The sequence below is a fragment of the Methanolobus zinderi genome (genome assembly GCF_013388255.1).
Taxonomy (GTDB): domain Archaea; phylum Halobacteriota; class Methanosarcinia; order Methanosarcinales; family Methanosarcinaceae; genus Methanolobus; species Methanolobus zinderi.
Window position 1 is genome coordinate 1968829 of the sequence record NZ_CP058215.1, and the last position, 18488, is coordinate 1987316.

General features: G+C 43.7%; 17 protein-coding genes. 9 read left to right on the forward strand and 8 right to left on the reverse strand.

All coding sequences use genetic code 11. The features are described from left to right. Positions 1 to 41: 41 nt before the first annotated feature. Together trkA and HWN40_RS09665 are read left to right on the forward strand one after the other, a co-directional pair. Positions 42 to 1376, forward strand: a complete 1335-nt coding sequence (gene trkA / locus HWN40_RS09660; protein WP_176965538.1) for a Trk system potassium transporter TrkA — start codon at positions 42 to 44, stop codon at positions 1374 to 1376. 25 nt (positions 1377 to 1401) lie between these two features. Further along, on the forward strand, positions 1402 to 2835 hold the full coding sequence (locus HWN40_RS09665; protein ID WP_176966370.1) for a TrkH family potassium uptake protein: 1434 nt from the start codon (positions 1402 to 1404) through the stop codon (positions 2833 to 2835). Positions 2836 to 2884: 49 nt separating this feature from the next. Here HWN40_RS09665 and HWN40_RS09670 read toward each other — a convergent pair whose 3' ends face one another. From HWN40_RS09670 to cofG, 5 genes are all read right to left on the reverse strand, one after another. Then, on the reverse strand, positions 2885 to 4099 hold the full coding sequence (locus tag HWN40_RS09670; RefSeq protein WP_176965539.1) for an NAD(P)/FAD-dependent oxidoreductase: 1215 nt from the start codon (positions 4097 to 4099) through the stop codon (positions 2885 to 2887). Then, on the reverse strand, positions 4096 to 4269 hold the full coding sequence (locus tag HWN40_RS09675) for a 4Fe-4S binding protein (protein ID WP_176965540.1): 174 nt from the start codon (positions 4267 to 4269) through the stop codon (positions 4096 to 4098). The genes HWN40_RS09670 and HWN40_RS09675 overlap by 4 nt, the downstream gene beginning before the upstream one ends. Before the next feature lie 119 nt (positions 4270 to 4388). Continuing rightward, positions 4389 to 5021, reverse strand: coding sequence for a 2-phospho-L-lactate guanylyltransferase (cofC, locus tag HWN40_RS09680; protein WP_176965541.1), 633 nt, complete (start codon positions 5019 to 5021; stop codon positions 4389 to 4391). 9 nt (positions 5022 to 5030) lie between these two features. Further along, complete coding sequence (gene cofH / locus HWN40_RS09685; RefSeq protein ID WP_176965542.1) at positions 5031 to 6152, reverse strand: 7,8-didemethyl-8-hydroxy-5-deazariboflavin synthase subunit CofH; 1122 nt, start codon at positions 6150 to 6152, stop codon at positions 5031 to 5033. A 51-nt stretch (positions 6153 to 6203) separates the two neighbouring features. Then, positions 6204 to 7196 (reverse strand): 7,8-didemethyl-8-hydroxy-5-deazariboflavin synthase subunit CofG, encoded by a 993-nt coding sequence (gene cofG, locus HWN40_RS09690; protein ID WP_176966371.1) that lies wholly within the window; start codon positions 7194 to 7196, stop codon positions 6204 to 6206. A gap of 264 nt (positions 7197 to 7460) precedes the next feature. Between cofG and HWN40_RS09695 the strand changes: the two genes are divergently transcribed. From HWN40_RS09695 to HWN40_RS09710, 4 genes are all read left to right on the forward strand, one after another. Continuing rightward, positions 7461 to 8099 (forward strand): hypothetical protein, encoded by a 639-nt coding sequence (locus HWN40_RS09695; protein WP_246275890.1) that lies wholly within the window; start codon positions 7461 to 7463, stop codon positions 8097 to 8099. A 248-nt stretch (positions 8100 to 8347) separates the two neighbouring features. Beyond that, on the forward strand, positions 8348 to 9073 hold the full coding sequence (locus tag HWN40_RS09700) for a helix-turn-helix transcriptional regulator (protein ID WP_176965543.1): 726 nt from the start codon (positions 8348 to 8350) through the stop codon (positions 9071 to 9073). Between the two features lie 225 nt (positions 9074 to 9298). After that, positions 9299 to 10069, forward strand: a complete 771-nt coding sequence (locus HWN40_RS09705; RefSeq protein WP_176965544.1) for an NYN domain-containing protein — start codon at positions 9299 to 9301, stop codon at positions 10067 to 10069. Between the two features lie 142 nt (positions 10070 to 10211). Beyond that, a complete protein-coding gene (locus HWN40_RS09710; RefSeq protein ID WP_176965545.1) occupies positions 10212 to 10385 on the forward strand; it encodes a hypothetical protein in 174 nt (57 codons plus the stop codon). A 73-nt stretch (positions 10386 to 10458) separates the two neighbouring features. Here the strand turns inward: HWN40_RS09710 and HWN40_RS09715 are convergent, their stop codons facing one another. Continuing rightward, entirely contained in the window at positions 10459 to 12780 is a 2322-nt protein-coding gene (locus HWN40_RS09715; protein WP_176965546.1) for a PAS domain S-box protein, read from the reverse strand. A 201-nt stretch (positions 12781 to 12981) separates the two neighbouring features. Next, entirely contained in the window at positions 12982 to 14928 is a 1947-nt protein-coding gene (locus tag HWN40_RS09720; RefSeq protein WP_176965547.1) for a sensor histidine kinase, read from the reverse strand. A 227-nt stretch (positions 14929 to 15155) separates the two neighbouring features. On the opposite strand from HWN40_RS09720, the gene HWN40_RS09725 reads away from it, so the two are divergent. Then, complete coding sequence (locus tag HWN40_RS09725) at positions 15156 to 15692, forward strand: cache domain-containing protein (protein WP_176965548.1); 537 nt, start codon at positions 15156 to 15158, stop codon at positions 15690 to 15692. Positions 15693 to 16197: 505 nt separating this feature from the next. Beyond that, a complete protein-coding gene (locus tag HWN40_RS09730) occupies positions 16198 to 16392 on the forward strand; it encodes a hypothetical protein (protein ID WP_176965549.1) in 195 nt (64 codons plus the stop codon). A 144-nt stretch (positions 16393 to 16536) separates the two neighbouring features. Here the strand turns inward: HWN40_RS09730 and HWN40_RS09735 are convergent, their stop codons facing one another. Next, on the reverse strand, positions 16537 to 16866 hold the full coding sequence (locus tag HWN40_RS09735; RefSeq protein WP_176965550.1) for a hypothetical protein: 330 nt from the start codon (positions 16864 to 16866) through the stop codon (positions 16537 to 16539). 835 nt (positions 16867 to 17701) lie between these two features. Here HWN40_RS09735 and HWN40_RS09740 point away from each other — a divergent pair. Continuing rightward, complete coding sequence (locus HWN40_RS09740; protein ID WP_176965551.1) at positions 17702 to 18487, forward strand: helix-turn-helix transcriptional regulator; 786 nt, start codon at positions 17702 to 17704, stop codon at positions 18485 to 18487. Position 18488 lies beyond the last annotated feature (1 nt).

Below are 18488 nucleotides of genomic sequence, written 5' to 3' on the forward strand. Positions count from 1 at the left end.
CGTGTTTGTTCTATCAACTACACGTATTATGAAGGAATAATATGAAAATTGTAATCATCGGAGCCGGTGAAGTCGGTTATCATATTGCAAAAGCACTTCACCAGGCAAATGATGTTGTTATCATTGACCAGAGCGAGGAAGCATGTGAGCGTGCCAATGAACTCGATGTTCAGGTAATACAGGGCAACGGTGCCAATGTATCCATACTTACCCAGACTCTGGAAAACACGGATCTGCTTGTGGCCGTTACCGGATCGGATGAGGTCAACATTGTCGCCTGCATGGCATCAAAACTTATTGTAAAGGATGACGGAAAGCTGAATACCGTTGCAAGGGTCAGTAATCCTGATTATATCGATAAACCCGTTGCAAAACGTACCCAGATAGGCATAGATACCATGATATGCCCCGAACTCACGCTGGCCTCGGAAGTCGCAGAGATACTTTCGATTCCCTATGCCATAGGAGCGGAATATTTTGCAGAGGGAAAGGTTGAGATGATGGAATTTGCCGTATCCGATGCCAGTCAGCTTGTGGGAAAAGAGTTACAGGAACTTCACATGGCCAATTGCTGTATTGTAAGTGCTCTTTTCAGGGACTCTGAAGTAATAATCCCACATGGCGAGGATAAGATACAGGAGAATGATCACATCGTCGTCATCGGAAAGCCTGCTGCCATGAAAGATGTACGTGACAAGTTCGGTGAAAAGGTCGGCGGGCGAAGCAAGGTCATGATAATAGGAGGCGGGATCGTAGGCTTCTACCTTGCAAAACTTGTATCCAAAGGTGAGTTCGATTTGAAGGTCATAGAGTCTGATAAGGAACGCTCCACCCAGATAGCAGATGAGCTTCCCAACACCCTTGTGCTCAATGGTGACGGCACCGATATCAACCTTCTCAAGGAAGAAGGTGTCGGAGAAATGGATGTTGTCATAGCGGTAACAAACAGCGATGAGAAAAACCTTCTCTGTGCACTGATCGCCAAACAGCTTGGCGTTCAGAAAGTAATAGCAAGAGCTGACCGCTCGGACTATGTATCCCTTTTTGAGATGGTAGGTGTGGACAGTGCTGTAAGTCCTAGGCAGGCCACAGTCAGCGAGGTTCTGAAACTGACAATGGGCCAGGGAATCGAGACAGTTACCACCATAGAAGGAGAAAAAGCAGAGATAATAGAATATACCACTTCCAAAAAATCAAAAATTGTAGGAAAACCACTTAAAAGCGTCAAGTTCCCGCCAGGAGCCATTGTCAGTATGGTGGTCCACAAAGGAAACACGATCGTCCCCCGTGGTGAATATGTAATTGAAGAAGGGGACAGAGTAGTTGTGTTTGCCCTGCAATCCGCAAATACTCAGGTGGAAAAACTGTTCAAATAAGTCATTTTAATGGTGTGTCCCCATGATGAACTATGCGATCATACTCAATGTACTGGGAAATCTGCTCAGGTTCCTTGGACTTGTAATGGTCGTACCGCTTCTGGTCGCTTTCTACTACGGGGATTCACTGCTGCCCTTTGCAGTTGCCATACTGGTCACCGGGGTTCTGGGCATCGTAATATCATATAGATATGAGGCCGAAGGTGACTGGAAGATCAGAGAAGGCTTTGCAATTGTTGCCTTTGGATGGCTTACGGCTGCTGTTTTCGGCTCAATCCCCTACCTGCTTGACGGAATTACTCCTATTAACGCTCTTTTTGAATCAATGTCCGGGTTTACTACAACCGGAGCAACCATCCTCCAGGACATAGAAAGTCATTCCAGAAGCATACTTTTCTGGCGTAACATGACCCAGTGGCTTGGGGGAATGGGTATCATCATGCTTTTCATAGCGATCCTTCCAAAGCTCAGTGTCGCCGGAAGGCAGCTTTTCCGGGCTGAAGCACCGGGTCCCACGGAAGATAAGATAAAACCGCGGATCAGGGAAACTGCCAGGATCCTCTGGACGGTCTACGTTGCAATTTCCGCAATACAGGCTGCGCTGCTTATGCTTGCCGGTATGTCGCTGTATGATGCTGTTACACATACATTTACCACCATGTCAACCGGCGGATTTTCCCCTTATGCAGAAGGGATCGCTGCATTTCATAGTCCTCTCATTGAGGGAATCATCACCGTTTTTATGTTCATAGCAGGAGCAAACTTCGCTCTTCATTACAGGACCCTGTATGCCGACCGCCAGAGCCTGATAAAAGATAACGAATTCAAATTCTATACACTTATAGTACTGACTGCAACCGCAATTCTGACCTTTTCACTCTGGAATGATATGGGAGAGAATATCCTGCTTTCCTTCAGGTATGCCATATTCCAGGTAGTATCAATAGTCACAACAACAGGTTATGCTACGGCTGATTTTAATATGTGGACCGATTCTGCGAGGATCGTTCTGCTTGCGGTAATGTTCATTGGCGGATGCGCAGGTTCCACAGCAGGAGGAATAAAGGTGGTCAGGTTCCTGCTTCTGCTTAAGTACTCACAGAACGCTCTTTTCAGGTCCATTCATCCAAAAGCTGTAAAGCCGATCAAGTTTAACAATAAAACAGTGCCTGAAGAAATCATGCAGGCAATAGTATCATTTGCCGTCATCTATGTGATGATCTTTGCAGTATCCACAGCATTACTCTCTCTTCTTGGAATGGAACTGATAAGCTCTATCACGGCATCCATCGCCACACTGGGTAATATAGGTCCGGGATTCAATGCTGTTGGCCCCATGTCCAATTTCGATGTAGTACCTGCTCTTGGAAAGCTTTTACTGATAGCAAATATGTGGATAGGAAGGCTTGAGGTTTTCACGGTTATTGTTATGCTTACGCCGGAATTCTGGAGAAGATAGATACGGAATAAAAAAGAATAAGAAAATGAAGACAGGATAATCTGTCTTCTCAGCGCTCAAAGTCAAGCCCGTATTTGGCAACGTTCTTGAACAATACTCTCAGATCCCACAGGAGCTTCCTGTTGGCTTTGAAAAGGGCATAAAGAAGATCCAGCAGGCTCATTGTTGAAAAATTGACATTTTTTAGTGAATGAGCCAGGTCGTTGAGTTCCTTATCGGTGAATTTGATGAACACGTTTTTGACAATGAGGCTGTTATCGATCTCCAGACCGACTGTAGAACGCCATTTTTTCTCATACTCCCCGAGCTTTGTCTCGGAAAGATCACCTGAGGAAATTGCTTCATAGGCAACCTCACCGGCAATCTCACCAGCCTCCATGGCATTGACAATTCCTCCGCCTGTGATCGGATCGGACTGCCTTGCAGCATCCCCCACAAGCATCAGACCGTTTGCAATTGTCTTATCTATACTGCCACTTACAGGAACACCTCCGACGTCCACTTCAAGGACACGGGCATCAGGGAATTTCTCCGCCACAAAGTCTTCCAGATATTCAATTGCAGTCTTTTGTCCGGATTTACTTCCCAGGATACCTATTCCCACGTTTGCAAGATCATTCCCTTTGGGGAAGATCCAGATATATCCTGCAGGTGCCATCTCATTGCCGAGATAGAAATAGCAATATTCCTGATCTATACCCGTATTACTCATCAGGAACTGTGCACAAGTCTCAATGTCCACCGGTTTGAGGGATGTATCAATGCCTGCCCATCTGCCTACCTTTGATTCAACACCATCAGCACCAATGACTATCTTACAGCGGACTTCACGCTCCTCGCCCCGGTGCATTATCCTGACACCCCTGACAAAACCGTCTTCGATGATGAGTCCGGTGGCTCTTGTCTTTACAAATACCTCGGCACCAGCTTTAGCACTTTCATATGCAAGGGCCCTGTCAAACAGTTTACGTTCAAGGACATAGCCGACCTCGGCACCTGCAACCTCTTCTGCCATTTCTATCATTGTACCGTCGGGGGAAAATATGCGTGAGCCCTTGACATCGGCACATATCCACCGGTCGTCCAGATCGATATGTTTCTTAAGACAGATCTTGCTTACACCTTCCGCACACCTTACGGGATCTCCTATTTCCTGTCTCTTCTCGATCAAAAGGACACTCAGACCCTTTTCTGCTGCGGTTTTAGCTGTGATCGAACCTGCAGGACCCGCTCCTATCACCACCACATCATAATATTCTTTCACCTGCTCACCTCAATAGCTCCCAGAGGGCAGATCTTAGCACATATCCCGCAGCTTGTACAATTATCATCCACTTCGATCCAAGTTTCGACCAACTCAAGCGCACCGGCAGGGCACACACCTACACATGCACCGCAGTATCCGCATTTGAACTTGTTCACTTTAATGGTCACCAATTATCACCTGTATTAAATGTAACTTTTTATAGAAGATTCTTGAAGAAAGTATATCTTTTTTCCCTTTTAAAACGGGAACCGCAAAATATTCGGTTCTGTCAGCAGCAGATTTTATTTTACTGACACAGGCTTACTCTGACCCGTGCCCTGCCGTTATCCTCCATACCGAACTTGCTGTCAATATAGGATTTTGACAAACCATGTCCGTGAAGCATGATCTCCACCAAGTCCTGAGGTTCATCGATATCGGTACTCAGCAGAAAGGAATCAAAGACATGAACCGATTGTTGCATCTCCTGAGCAATTCTGCAATGATTAATGTAACTGGAATCATAGTACCTGACATAGAAACTGTCAGGATTTTTTATAAAGAGGACATTCGTCCCTCCGCCTTTTCCGGGAACGATGACCAGATCATCTTCAATATCCGTGATATTTCTTATATGTTGCGGAGTTACAAGGGGAAGATCGGCCATGATAACCAGTACGGGTTCGTCGACTGTTTCCAGATAGCCGTTGATTGCCTTGTTGAGATCGTGTTCACTGAAGATAATATCAACATCGAGGTCATCCGGAACTCCGTTTTGGGGTGTTGTGAGCACGTCGATCTTATTCACTCCGGCAGCCTGCAGGCTTTCCACAACGTCCCTGAGCATAAGCTCAACAAAGTATTCCCTCTCTTCAAGTGTAAGAGCCGGAGAAAGCCTTGATTTTGCATTTTGTTTTTTGTAGGGGATCACTGCTCTCATGTGCATACCTTATGCGATCTTTACACCTGTTTTTGATTGATCTGTTGCATCAAAGAACTTGCTATAGACCGTATTCCTCTGCTTTGGCTGCCTGTCAGAAGATCTGATGAACCATTCAAGTTCTTGTCCGGACATGAATTCTCCGTTGCTTGCACCTGCAGATCTGGATATCTTCTCCTCCATAAGTGTTCCTCCCAGATCATTGGCACCGCAGAACAGGGCAACCTGTGAAAGCTTCTTGCCAAGTTTCACCCAGCTTGACTGGATGTTATTAACATGTGTGTTAAGAATAATCCTGCCCAGAGCATATATTTTGAGATCTTCCATACCGGGGGTTATATACTGACCCGATTCCAGCATCTTCTCACCGATGCGGTTATTATATGGCATGAATGGCAATGGGACAAATTCAGTGATCCCGCCTGTGGTCTTCTGGACTTCCCGGATAAGCATGATATGATCGATACGCTCTTCCATGGTCTCGATGTGTCCGTACATCATCGTGGCAGTGGTTGGGATCCCGGTCCTGTGTGCCTTTGTGACAACATCGACCCATTCGTCGGTACTGAGCTTGTTGGGACATATGATCTTCCTGACCCTGTCGGAAAGGATCTCGGCAGCTGTCCCCGGCATGGAGCCAAGGCCTGCTTTTTTAAGTTCCAGCAGAGCATCATCCACAGAAACATCACTCTGCCTTGCTGCATGATAGACCTCCATGGGTGAGAAGGCATGGGTGCTTATGTGCGGGAACTCCTCTTTGACGGATTCAATGATGTTAAGATAAAAATCCAGATCAACATCAGGCAACAGACCACCCTGGATACATACTTCGGTTGCGCCGAGCCTGTCAGCTTCCCTGACCTTGTCCAGTATCTGCTCGATATTGAGAATATAGCCGTCAGAATTGTGCTTGAAGGCACAGAAGCCGCAATTGCCTATGCATTTATTGGTAAAGTTGATATTACGATTGATAATGTATGTTACTACATCGCCCACGGATTCATATCTTAACCTGTCGGCAAGCTCAAAAAGTTCGAACGGGTGGGCCTGAAGCAATGAGAGCGCATCTTCTTTTGTAGTCTCGCCCGCAAGCGCATTTTCGATAACGTCGTCACTGATAGTAGCTTTCATTTCTTTCTCCAGCGGTATTCATATATCCGGCAAAACCGACTTTATTCAGTATTAAACAAATTCCTTTCTGTAACCTTCCTCATCAGAGAGGGACAGGACAAGGTCCTTTATCTGGTCACTGTACCAGCCCTTTTTCAGATACTGAGGATATATCGGTAACCTCTCCTTAAGAGGTATGTCCCTGAGCATCTCTCTGAGCTTTTCAGCGCTTGGCCACTGAGCCTCCGGATTTATCCAGTCCACGGTTACAGGTGATATGCCACCAAGATCTGTGGCTCCGCACTGTATGAGAACATAGGGGTCCACAAGGTTTGGTGCAACCTGTATTGTCACATCTTCGGGAAGTATCTCCCTGGCGATCAGAACTGTCTGCATCATCTCCTCGTCTGTGGGGGGCGGACAGTCAGCCATCGGAGTGCCGGGTTTTGGTGTAAAGTTCTGTATTATGACTTCCTGTATATGCCTGTATTCCTCATGCAGCTCAGCAATCAGCTGAAGTGAGTTGATCCGGTCATCCAGTGTTTCCCCGATGCCAACAAGCAAACCTGTTGTGAAGGGAATTTCCAGTTCTCCCGCGTATTTTATCGTTTTTATCCTGCCGGAAGGTTCCTTTCCCGGACTGGAGACATGTGCATCAAGTTCAGCGGTTGTCTCGAGCATAAGTCCCATACTTGCATTCAGCGGTTTCAGGGTCTCAAGTTCCGTAAAATTCAGCACACCAGCGTTCGTGTGGGGAAGAAGACCTTTATCGATCGCAGTTTTGCATAGCTCTGCAAGATACTCAACAGTAGACCCATAGCCCATATCTGCAAGCCATTGTTGATACTCCGGCAGTTCCTCACCATACTCACCCAGTGTGTAAAGAACTTCCGTACAGCCTGCATCCTTGCCTTTTTCCAGTATCGGAAGGATCTCGTCCGGTGTCATAAGTTTTGCTTCCGGATCATCAGGACTACGTCTGAAAGTGCAATATCCGCAGTTATTCCTGCAAACATTGGTAACGGGTATAAACACATTGCGGCAAAACGTGACAAATTCTGGCATCGTTACTTTCATAGATACAATAACAAATACATAAGTTTAATTGAAGGTCAGCGTATGAGGTGTGTTTGACTTCGTTTTCCTTCGTTTAACCTTAACCAGTCCTCAGATGCATACGTCTTAAGTCGGTTCCAATAGTCAAGATTCAGAATCTATTAATATGAACCGAACTTCCTTTTTATGGAATTGAGCCATCAGCTTTTGAAAATATTATATATTGCAAAATATATATACTCAAACGTACATTCATCCTTTAGTGAAAAACAAATGAAAAGCTTAGCAAAACGTAACATTACGTACCGGAAATTAGCCGGCATTTCATTGATTTTTTTGATAATATTAGCATACATAAACTTTGTATTCGCATTCGAGTACGATGAGAATTCCATAAGTATGAAACCCAGGGTGCTCTCCTACAAGGCATCCGGTGAACCTGTGGAGCTGATAAACAACAAATCAGCCCAGGACCCTACCTGGGATGAGCTGATGGCCTTTCTGAAGGAAGACGATACTGACAGGATACTCTACCAGAGCAATGTCTTTGATTGTGTGGATTATGCAGAAAGGTTGCATAACAATGCGGAGCAGGCAGGCATACGTGCCGCATATGTCTCGATTGATTTCTACGACCTGGAAAAGGGACACGCCATTAATGCATTCCAGACAAGTGATAAGGGACTGACATTCATTGATTGTACAGGTTCACAGTCGCCACTCGGAGAGCTTGATAGTTACGATAAGGTGGCCTATATAGAAGAAGGCAAGGAATACGGTATCGTATCAATATATTATACCGAAACTCCGGATTATCAGTTCTATGAACTCAGAAAAGACAACCCACGTCTGCGGGGATTCTTCAAAAGTGTCGGCGTGGTCAAAAGTGCCCAGGTGTACTGGGAATATTAGTTATTTTTTTTGTCACCGGGTAGTTGAAAGTGGCGAATCAGGCTACAGATCACCTGCACATAAGATAACAACAGAAATTCGAAAAGTTTAAGTGGAACAGGATAATCTCTTTTATCAGATCATAAAAAACAATTGCCAGTACAATAATCAAAGGAGGTGAGCATGTCAGCCTTTCTCTTATTGAGACCATTCTGAATTCAGAGAAAAGAAAGAGACTAATGCTTTTATTGGATGATGGTCCCCGAGATATGGAAACAATACTGGAGACTCTTAAAACAAAACGATCGGCACTTCTACCACAGATCAAGCTCATGGAGGAAAAGCATCTCCTGCTAAAAGAAGATGGGGTGTGTGAGCTTACCACAATTAGTGAGTTGCTGATGAGCAAGACATTACCTCTGCTGAGTATGGTGAATTTCTTTGATAGGGATATGGAATACTGGGGAAGCCACAATATTGATTTTATACCAATTGAGCTGCTGAAAAGAGTTGATGAGATCGGGAATTATACCATAATTGAACCGGAACTGCCTGAGATATTCGAAATGAACAGGGTATTTGATGAAGGACTGAGAAGAACAAAGAAGTCCAGAATAGTTACCAGCATAATATATCCTGATTCCATGGAAGTGTTGCATGAATTATCAAGAACGGACATAGACATGGAGTTCGTCACCACTCAGAAAATACTGAATAAATTCAGAACGGAAAGTTATGAAAAACTCTGTGAGACAATGGAAAGCGGACAAATTAAATTCTTCATATACAATGGAAAAATACGCTTTCCGGCCTTTTCACAGAATGACGATGGTCTTTTTCTTTTCATGTCAAAAAAGGATAGGACCTTCGAGAACAGGCTTCTTCTGTCCCGAACCCCCGATGCACTTGAATGGGGCAGGGAGTTCTTTGAATATTACAAGGAAGATGTAACTCAGGTATTTGGCATGCAGCATCTTGAGAAACTTTTAGCATAGCATGTACCCGGTAATTTAAAAAATATCTCTTACTCCTCAGATGGCTGTACAGACTCATGAAAACTGTGATCCGAGATCAACCCGGCTATTAAAAATACAGACTGTACACCGGTCAGCCATTGTATGTATGTGTTGAAATATGACTGGAATAAATAAATATAAAAATATGCACACAATATTAATTAGTTAGCTGTGTATACCGGAATGCAGATATGGTGCAAAAAAATGGATGAAAATGAAAAAGATGATAAACTGGCTGTGCTGATCGATGCTGATAATGCCCAACCCTCCATAATAGAGGGACTTATGGATGAGATAGCAATCTACGGTATTGCCAGCGTCAGACGGATCTACGGTGACTGGACCACTCCAAACCTTACACCATGGAAGCATACCCTGCTTGAGCATTCTATTCAGCCGATACAGCAGTTTGCCTATACCACCGGCAAGAATGCAACGGACAGTGCACTTATAATCGATGCCATGGACCTGCTATACACCGAGAAACTTGACGGTTTCTGTATCGTATCCAGCGATAGTGACTTTACCCGCCTGTCACAGAGGATTAGAGAAGCCGGCCTCACGGTCTATGGATTCGGGGAAAAGAAAACCCCTGTGGCCTTTATCGCAGCCTGTGACAAGTTCATCTATACCGAGAACCTGAGGAAGGAAGATGACGAGGTTGAAGATACCATATCCTCACCTACAGGCAAATGGAGCACCAATGAACTCAAGGGAGATTCAAGGCTTGTTAACCTTCTGAGAAATGCCGTGGAGGATTCGGCCAACGATGACGGCTGGGCCCTGCTGGCTGAAGTCGGAGGCAACCTCATCAAACGCAGTCCTGATTTTGATCCAAGGAACTACGGCTACAAGAAACTCGGAGATCTGGTGGAGGCAACCAACCTTTTCGAGATCGATAAGAAATCCCAGAACGGTTCCGGCAAGGGTGTTGTCATATACATACGGGACAGGAGGACCAGGGGCAGAAGATAGGCATATCTGTTCGGATCGGAAAATGTTTTTTTGCATATCACAAAAATAAATTACTATTAAATAATACTTTCACCCTGCATACAAAAGGGATATAAACCATTATTGAAATCCGAGTGCTGAAAACAGCTTTTGAGGCACTTGAATGAAAAAACGAACAGAAAAAAATAGTAAAGAAGCAAATAGTAAAGAAGCCCAGGAAATAATAGACAGATACAGCCATTTATTAAAGACGAATAAAAGAAAAAACACCTCTGATCAGCAAAAGGTCAACGGATTGATATCCAGAATGTCCGGTGTTCTCAGCACATCACACTAAAGATCAATACTCACAGGGAAAAAATGTGAAAACGGATCCTCAGACAGGAAGTTCCTTAATCCGATATTCTCTTCTAATCTTCCGAAGCTTCAGAGAATACCGAGTATTCGTATATCGGCAATCTTAGATGTACGGTGGTTCCTGCATCCTTTTCACTTTCGATCCATATATGTCCTTTATGTGCATCGACAATACTTTTGGAGATATACAATCCCAGGCCTGTTCCCCCATACCTGCGCCTGTTGGATGCATCTACCTGATAGAAACGCTGGAAGATCTCCGGAAGAAGGTCTTCAGGAATACCAATACCCGTATCAGTGATCCGTATATGGATGAAACCTTCTTCTCTTTCTTCCTTTACTTCAAATATTATCTTTCCCCCGGATCCGGTGAACTTGATCGCATTGTCCATGAGGTTTGTGAAGAGTATCGCCAGTTTTTCCCTGTCGGCCTTAACGGGAGGGATGTCAGCAGGTACTCGTTTCTCGAGAATTATGTCCTTTTTCTCTATCTGGAAGGTCATGTCATCCAGAACATTATTTATGATGTCAGTGATCCGGGTCTCCTCAAATCTGTACTCGACGGTGTCGGATTGCAGCATGCTGATATAGAGGAGTGAGTTGACCACGCGTATAAGTCTCTGGATATTACGCAGCACGACCTTGAGGGCATCCTTTTGCTTTTCGTTTACATTTCCGAGGGTTCCGTCGTAGATCAGGTTAGAATATCCTTTTATGGAAACGATAGGTGTGTTCAGCTCATGACTTATATTTGAAAGGAACTCGTCCTTCATTCTGTCAAGGGACTTTAGCTCTTCGTTGGCCACGGAGAGTTCATGAGCATACTGTTTCAGGGATTTCTCAGCTTTTTTGCGCTCGGTGATATCCCTTATTATCGCCATGTCCGCAGGCCGTCCTTCATGACTTATGGGCGAGACGTTGAGTTCGGTGGAGATCTTTTTTCCTTCACGGGAGAGAATAGATATCTCGTACTTGCGGGAAGTTGCAGGGTCCTTTTCCAGTCTCTTTCTGTATCTCTCAAGGACAAAGTCCCTGTGTTCGGGAGATATAAAGTCCAGAAATGGCCTTCCGTTTATCTCATCTCTGGAATAGCCTGTGAGCTGCTCAAATTTCGAGTTGGCGAATTTCAGAACCTGATCCTGGATAATGACAATCCCGTCATTGCTGTTCTCCACAAGGGAGGAGTACTTCTCCTCCGAGGCCTTCAGGGAATCATATGCTCTCTTGCGCTCGGTGATATCCTCGATTATCCCTATACCGCCAGGTATGGAGCCGTCATTTGAGAGATTAGGGCTGTAATACGCCCTTATGGGTGTGACCTTATCCCCTGTGGTTGCTTTGTAGTTACCCTCATAATAGCCGGACTTCTTCTCAAAAACAGACTCAAAAGCCTCTTTCATCTTTTCGTCTCTAAGGGATGTCATCAGGTTGAACCCGATTATCTCTTCTTTCGGCAGTCCGAGTATTCTGATCAGGATGCTGTTACAATGTCGGACGATTCCCTCATTGTCAAAGTCGAATATCCCAAGGGGAGAGTTCTCAAATATCAGGCGGTATTTCTTTTCGGCTTCCAGCCGGGCCTTCTGGGACATCTTCAGCTCACTGATGTCGATGATTATACCCTGGTAGTAAGCAGGTTTGCCGCGCTCATCACGCAGGATAAGCGAGCGCTCACTTACCCAGTGAATATCCCCGGATCTTGAGAGTATCCTGTACTGCTGGGAGAAATGCCGGCTATCGTCCTGTTCAGCCCAGAACATCCGGAACCTGATCATCTCCAGGTCATCAGGGCAAATCATGTCGGTATAGTTCATACCCCCTGAAGTGAGCTCCTCGGGCGTGTATCCGAACTGGCTGATGTTATCCGACACATACTCCACCTTCCTCTCACGCCCCGCAAGCCAGAGAAATGCCACCACGGGACTGCTCCTGTAGATGCTTTCAAGTTCTTTCTCTGTCCTGAGGGAATCGAGCATCTTTTTTTCACCGAGTTTCCTGCGTGTGACGTCCTCGACTGTGCCCACCATTCCGTCATAGTTTCCCTCCTCATCCAGCAGAGGTATGAGAACACCGCTCAGATACGTGAGACTGCCATCCTTTGTTGTCATGGCAAGGGAATCATAAGGAGCCGGCCTGAGCGTTCTTTTCACACGGCAGAAGAGCTCACAGAAGTGCTTCTGGTCGCGCATGCTCTGCTCTTTGATGTAGTCCAGGACATTGTTACCCATAACCGCATCCCCGGAGGCATTGAAGATGTCTTCCATCCCCCTGTTGAAGAAAACTATTCTCCCATCCCTGTCCGCAGCCCAGACTCCGGTCCATATACTATCCAGTATTCTCCTGTAGAACAGACTATCCTCATCTACCCCGGACATGAAAATCGATCCCTTCAGATCCTATATCCCGCAAATGACCCGCTACTCCCGAAAGCCGGCCGATTGCACAAATTATTGAATTCCTTATTTTGTATTGTGTTTGGTGGTGTAGTTATAGGTTTGGTCGACCTCCACCAATCCGAGTTTGAAAATTATCATTGAGATTAAACATTAAAGCAAAACATTCTGTAGTCACTTGTTCTACTGTAACTTACCATCACGTTCATGGAACCTCCTGACATGAGGCACCCTCAAATAAAAAACGCTCCCCGCACCAACCTCAGACTCAAATTCGATGTCGCCACCCAGAAGCTGTGCAAGACCCTTTGATATGGACATACCAAGGCCCGTTCCTTCATACTGTTTTGAGGAACCGTCGTCCACCTGTTTGAAACGTCCGAATACGCAATCATACCTCTCTTCCGGGATGCCTATTCCCGTGTCCTTTACGTAGAACTGAATGGTATTATGATCCGGCATACTGTAGCCAAATTCTACGATACCATCCTGTGTGAACTTCAACGCATTGCCGAGCAGGTTGGTAAGGATCTGGCGGATCATCTGTTTGTCTGAGTATATCAAGAAATTTTCGTCATCATGAGCCTGATTAAATATCAGGTCAACACCGGGTTTATTAATCTCAAACTGTGGCCTGAATACGGAATATAGCTCAAGAAGCATTTCATTGACATCGAATTCCGTCTTCCGGACTGTGACCTTGCCTGCTTCTATGCTTGAGATGTCCAGTATATTGTTTATCAGGCCAAGCAACTGCTTTCCGCTTGTGTTAATGACATCTGCGTAATGCAACTTCTTTTCTGTGGAAATGTTTGACAGTTTCATCATTTCTGAAAAACCCAGAATCCCGTTGAGAGGTGTACGCAGTTCGTGGCTTACATTAGCAATGAATACGGATTTCAGCCTGTCCGCTTCTTCTGCTTTCTCCTTTGCAGCAAGCAGTTGAGCCTGGGTGTCCTTGAGCCTATTTTGGTTAATCAGGAGGAAGGAAACCACAATGAGCAGGAAAACGATTACAATTGCAGTCACAAGTATCTCAGTCTTATACAACTCATACAGATTCGGAACGCGATTGATAATGATACTACCTTCCGGGAGTTCATCCTCGGATATTGAGAAACGCTCCAGTTGTTCCCAGTCGAACATGAAATCATGATACTTGCTGTCCTGTACCGGGATGCTGGCAGGGTCCTCACCATTGAGTAATCTTACGCCAAGCTCGCCTGCAAGTCTTCCGTCATTAAAAGCACTCGTCAGTTTGCCACCCACGATCCCTTTACCTAAATAGAAATCCCATGCAGAATAGACAGGCACCTTCGAACTTGATGTCACCATCTCAATGGATTCCATCATTGTCACCTCATTTCCCGCCCTGTCCCGATTAAAAAGGAGGAGAAATATAACCGTATCATTTGATACTGAAGCAACTCTTTCCTGCATCTGAGCTGCGGTCATGTCCTCAAGGTAATGGATATCCAGAGTCCCGTTGTAAGGTTCAAAGGCCTGTTTTGTCTGCTCTGTAACTATCCGTGATGTGTGGGTATTGTGATCACTTATCACAAGCAGGTTCTTTGTATCAGGATGGAACTTCAGGATCAGATCAAGGGTTTCGGAAGGTTCTATGGATTCGATAACACCTGTCATATTGGGTCTTTTTTCAAGCCATGCGGGATCAAAGTCATTGGCTCCGCAGAAAACAACAGGAATGTCAGGCGGGAAGATCTCAAGTCCTGCCTCTGAAGTTAAGAAATCAATTGCATGATTGTCAGACACTATTATCAGGTCAAATTGCTCAGGATCATCATACTTATGACTGTACACTTCAGAGAGACTGACGATATACTCGGGTTCGGGATGCCTTTTTGCATCCATATATTCAAAATATATATCAGCATCACGGTATTCGCTGTTATCCAGAACGTACATAACTCCCTTTGTGATATCGTTTGACCACTCGTATGTAGAATAATAGGAATGAAGCACGAGTATCGTTGCCTTCTTATGCCCGGGATCAGACACTGATGTCACATTTGCAGAATCCTGAGCAGAAACAAAGCCGATTTCGCCAATTAGCAGACCAGTCAGGATGAATAGTAACAGAAAAGCCCGAACCGTTTTTGGTGATATCATATGTGATCAGGAGTACTCTAAATCATAACGTTTTACAGTCAATATACCCGGGCCTATATAGATTTTATTATATAATAAATAATAAAAAATTAATTTATTAATAATTGTAGTAAGAATTTACATAATAGACTCTAGAGTATTTTCTGAAAAAGCTAATTCTTCCTGCAGTAAAAGGTACTAACTAAGATTTTAACCTTCAAGTTATAAATCTAGACAGGGGAGTACAAATGAGTAGTTCAAAATCCATACCCTGTATTTTTATCATAAGCTTTTTACTGATAGTTGCAGCTGGATGTACATCGACTGAGGATTCATCCATCTATGAAGAGGAAGAAGAGATAGTCGGAGAGATCGAAACAGGACTGACACCTCAGGAAGAGTACACAATATCCCGGGTTAATGAGGCAATCGATCTGATGAACGATAAAGGAGAGCAGGCGTTCCCGGAGTTCAGGGAGAACAATAGCGAATGGTTTCATGATGATTTTTACATATTCATCTGGAAAACTGACGGAACCCGCGTCGTCTATCCGCCTGACGTGAGCAGTGAAGGGGAGGACATGAGCGACCTTGAGGACTACAACGGCAAACCCATAGGGCAGCTCTTTATCGACACAGCACTGAGCGTGGAAGGTGAAGGATGGGTCGATTATTACTGGCCAAAGCCCGGTGAAAACGAGCCATCAATGAAACATACCTACATCAAAAGAACCTACATTGGAGATGAGGCATACCTTGTGGGATCAGGTTACTACCCGGATTAGTGAGAGTTAGCAAATGTTCCGGAAACTTCAATAGTAGGATTATCCCTTTAAGCCAGTAAGGACAGCTACAATCCGGTTTTCAGCTGAATAAGAGACGGTATTTGTTATCTGACAGCAGATGAAATTCTGGCGATAGCTCCTTAATACCCTGATAAAAAATATTTTTTCTCTCTTGCAAAGGGCAAAGGTTCAAATCCTAGTGGTAGAATAAATGTTAGCTTGGTTAGTGCAGGAGCAAGTGAATCGGATGGGAGGGGCATTCGGTTGATATTTAATACTCTCTGAGCTTACCGCATACAGCTGCAAGGACAGGAACACACCGAATTAACGGGAGTTCGTTCCGTATTGAAAGAGTGTATAGCAGTAAATGTCCGGAGTCTCGCGGGGGTGCAGGTATAACGAGACTGAATATTGCAGTTGAAGACAGATTTGCTGAGTGCCTACTTTGTTCCGTAAGCCGGAGATATCATTTTAGTTGGAATGCAATCCGGGAGGTTTCCAGCTAATGTCCCGCTTTGTACTGCGACCTTTCGGACAGCAGAATCTGATTCAGGAAGAGATAATTGCCTGTAAATCCCCGTGTGTTTTCGTGACATCCTCGGGAAAGAAGATATTCATTCCTCCGCTTGAATCGCTGAAAAGAGAATATGAAAAAGATGCAGGAAAAAGGTTCAATGATCAAACCGATTCATCTGCATAATTACCGAATCCTGACAGATCGGTCATAATGTTTTAGCTTAATGATACGGCATGCCAGAACTGCTGGACAGAGCCGGTCATTGCGACAATATTTGTGTATGGCGAGTGTGTCCGGCGAACAATGGAGTTATGTAGATATTATCGATCAAGTCCGTAGTGAGTAGCCGGGATTCGAAGGGCTTTTAAATCCCTCCCCAGGTCCAAGAGTTTTTTCAAGTTCGTCAAGATGTTCCAGTAGCGGCATCATTTCATCCGCAATGACCTCTCCTATTGTTGTGAGTCCGTATCTTTCACCATTATCAGAAACAAGATAGTATTCCTGTAGCGTGTTCATATGGAAAAGCAATGTCTCTTCATCAGCGTTCATATCTCTTAGTAACATTTCCAGGTCCCTTGGACCCTCCTTTAAGGCTAATAAGGAATCAAGCCTCATTTCGGACTCAAGCAATACATCCAGTAAAGATTCTTTTTTCAAGGTTTTTCCCCTCCAGTACCACAGAATCAAAAGATGTGTTCATCTTCTGACACATGACACAGGGAGTATACAGACCTATTACTACTTAATATTTATCTAGGTCGATATATATAATTTATTTATTTTCAGAGGAACAATATACTATAGATCAGTAAATATCGCTATACTATATCAATATTTAGATGAAACTGATATTTTTCAGAACATAATAATACCAAAATACAATAGACTATAGATAAATAAATTTTTATTAGGCAGATATTCTTTTGTATTTACATAAATATAGATGCCAGGACAAATTACCCGGGTGAAAAATATTGATGCGCGCCTTGATATACCATACCCTGAAACCAAGCACTTGACAGAAGAAGAAAGAATCATCTGCTGAAAAACTTCACAAACCAAGATAGTTCATCTCTTGTTGATAAGAGAGATCTCCCTAATGCTTATTTTAACTTCATTGCACGGAATTTGAAAATATTCCAGGATCCACAATACATAATTTATAGTTTTATGGTATTGTGGAAAAACTTTCCACATACATCGTTTGTGATTATACCATTGGACTAATATTATACTGTCAAACTATATCTGCTATCACACCATTATATAAAGTACCGCAGAATGTAGTTGAAGGATTCTTGTGAAAAGATCCTCTTACGATTTTTCTTTGAGTATTCCTTGTGGAAGAGGGAAGATTGAAGAATTCTTGTCGAAGGATTCTCTTACAACTTTTCTTTGAGCATTCCTTGTAGAAAGGAAGCTGTTGAAGAACTCTTTCCAAAAGTTTTTACTCAACTCTTTTAAGCTTCCCTTTTTAGTAGGAGGCAAACTGATGAACGATAAATCACTTGAAACAGTGATAACAGCAAGAAATAGGAATATACTTCTATCTCTTGAAAATGGGCCAAAAAAATCTGATGAACTTTGTACAGCTTCAGGTATGGACATAATGGCTTTTCTCTCAATCATAGAGTTACTGGAAAAGCATAAACTGATAACAAAAGAAGCAGATTTCTACAGATTAACAGAGATGGGGCAACTGGTTTCAGACAAATTAAATCCCAATCTACCCATTGATAAAGTTGTGGAGAATGTCTATGATTACTGGCAAAACCGGAACATAAATTTTATTCCTCAGCAATTGCTGGAAAGACTATATGAAATGGATGGCTTGACTGAAATTCAGCCCAGGTTATCTGATATCTTCGATCATAATGAAGAGGCGCATGAATTATTCAAAAGCTCAAAAACATTTGATATGATAGCAGTCTCGATTCGTCCTTATTTATCGGATCTTTTAAGAGAAATGATAGACAGTGAAGTAAATTTGTCAATCATTTTTGATCCACGCCTTTACAATAAACTTTTAGTAGACGAACATGAGGAATTAATTAAACTAATCGGTAAGAGCCAGATCAAGCTTTATAAATATCCTCGGGACATAGACTTTGTTTCGCTTAAATTAAGTGAATCCTGTATGTTGTTACAATCTTTTACAAAAGAAGGGGCATATGACTATACACAGCTTATGAGCTGCAGTCCAGTAACAGTAGCATGGGGAAAAGAACTGTTTGAGTACTATCTGAAAGACTCTACGTCGATTACAGAGATTAAATAAA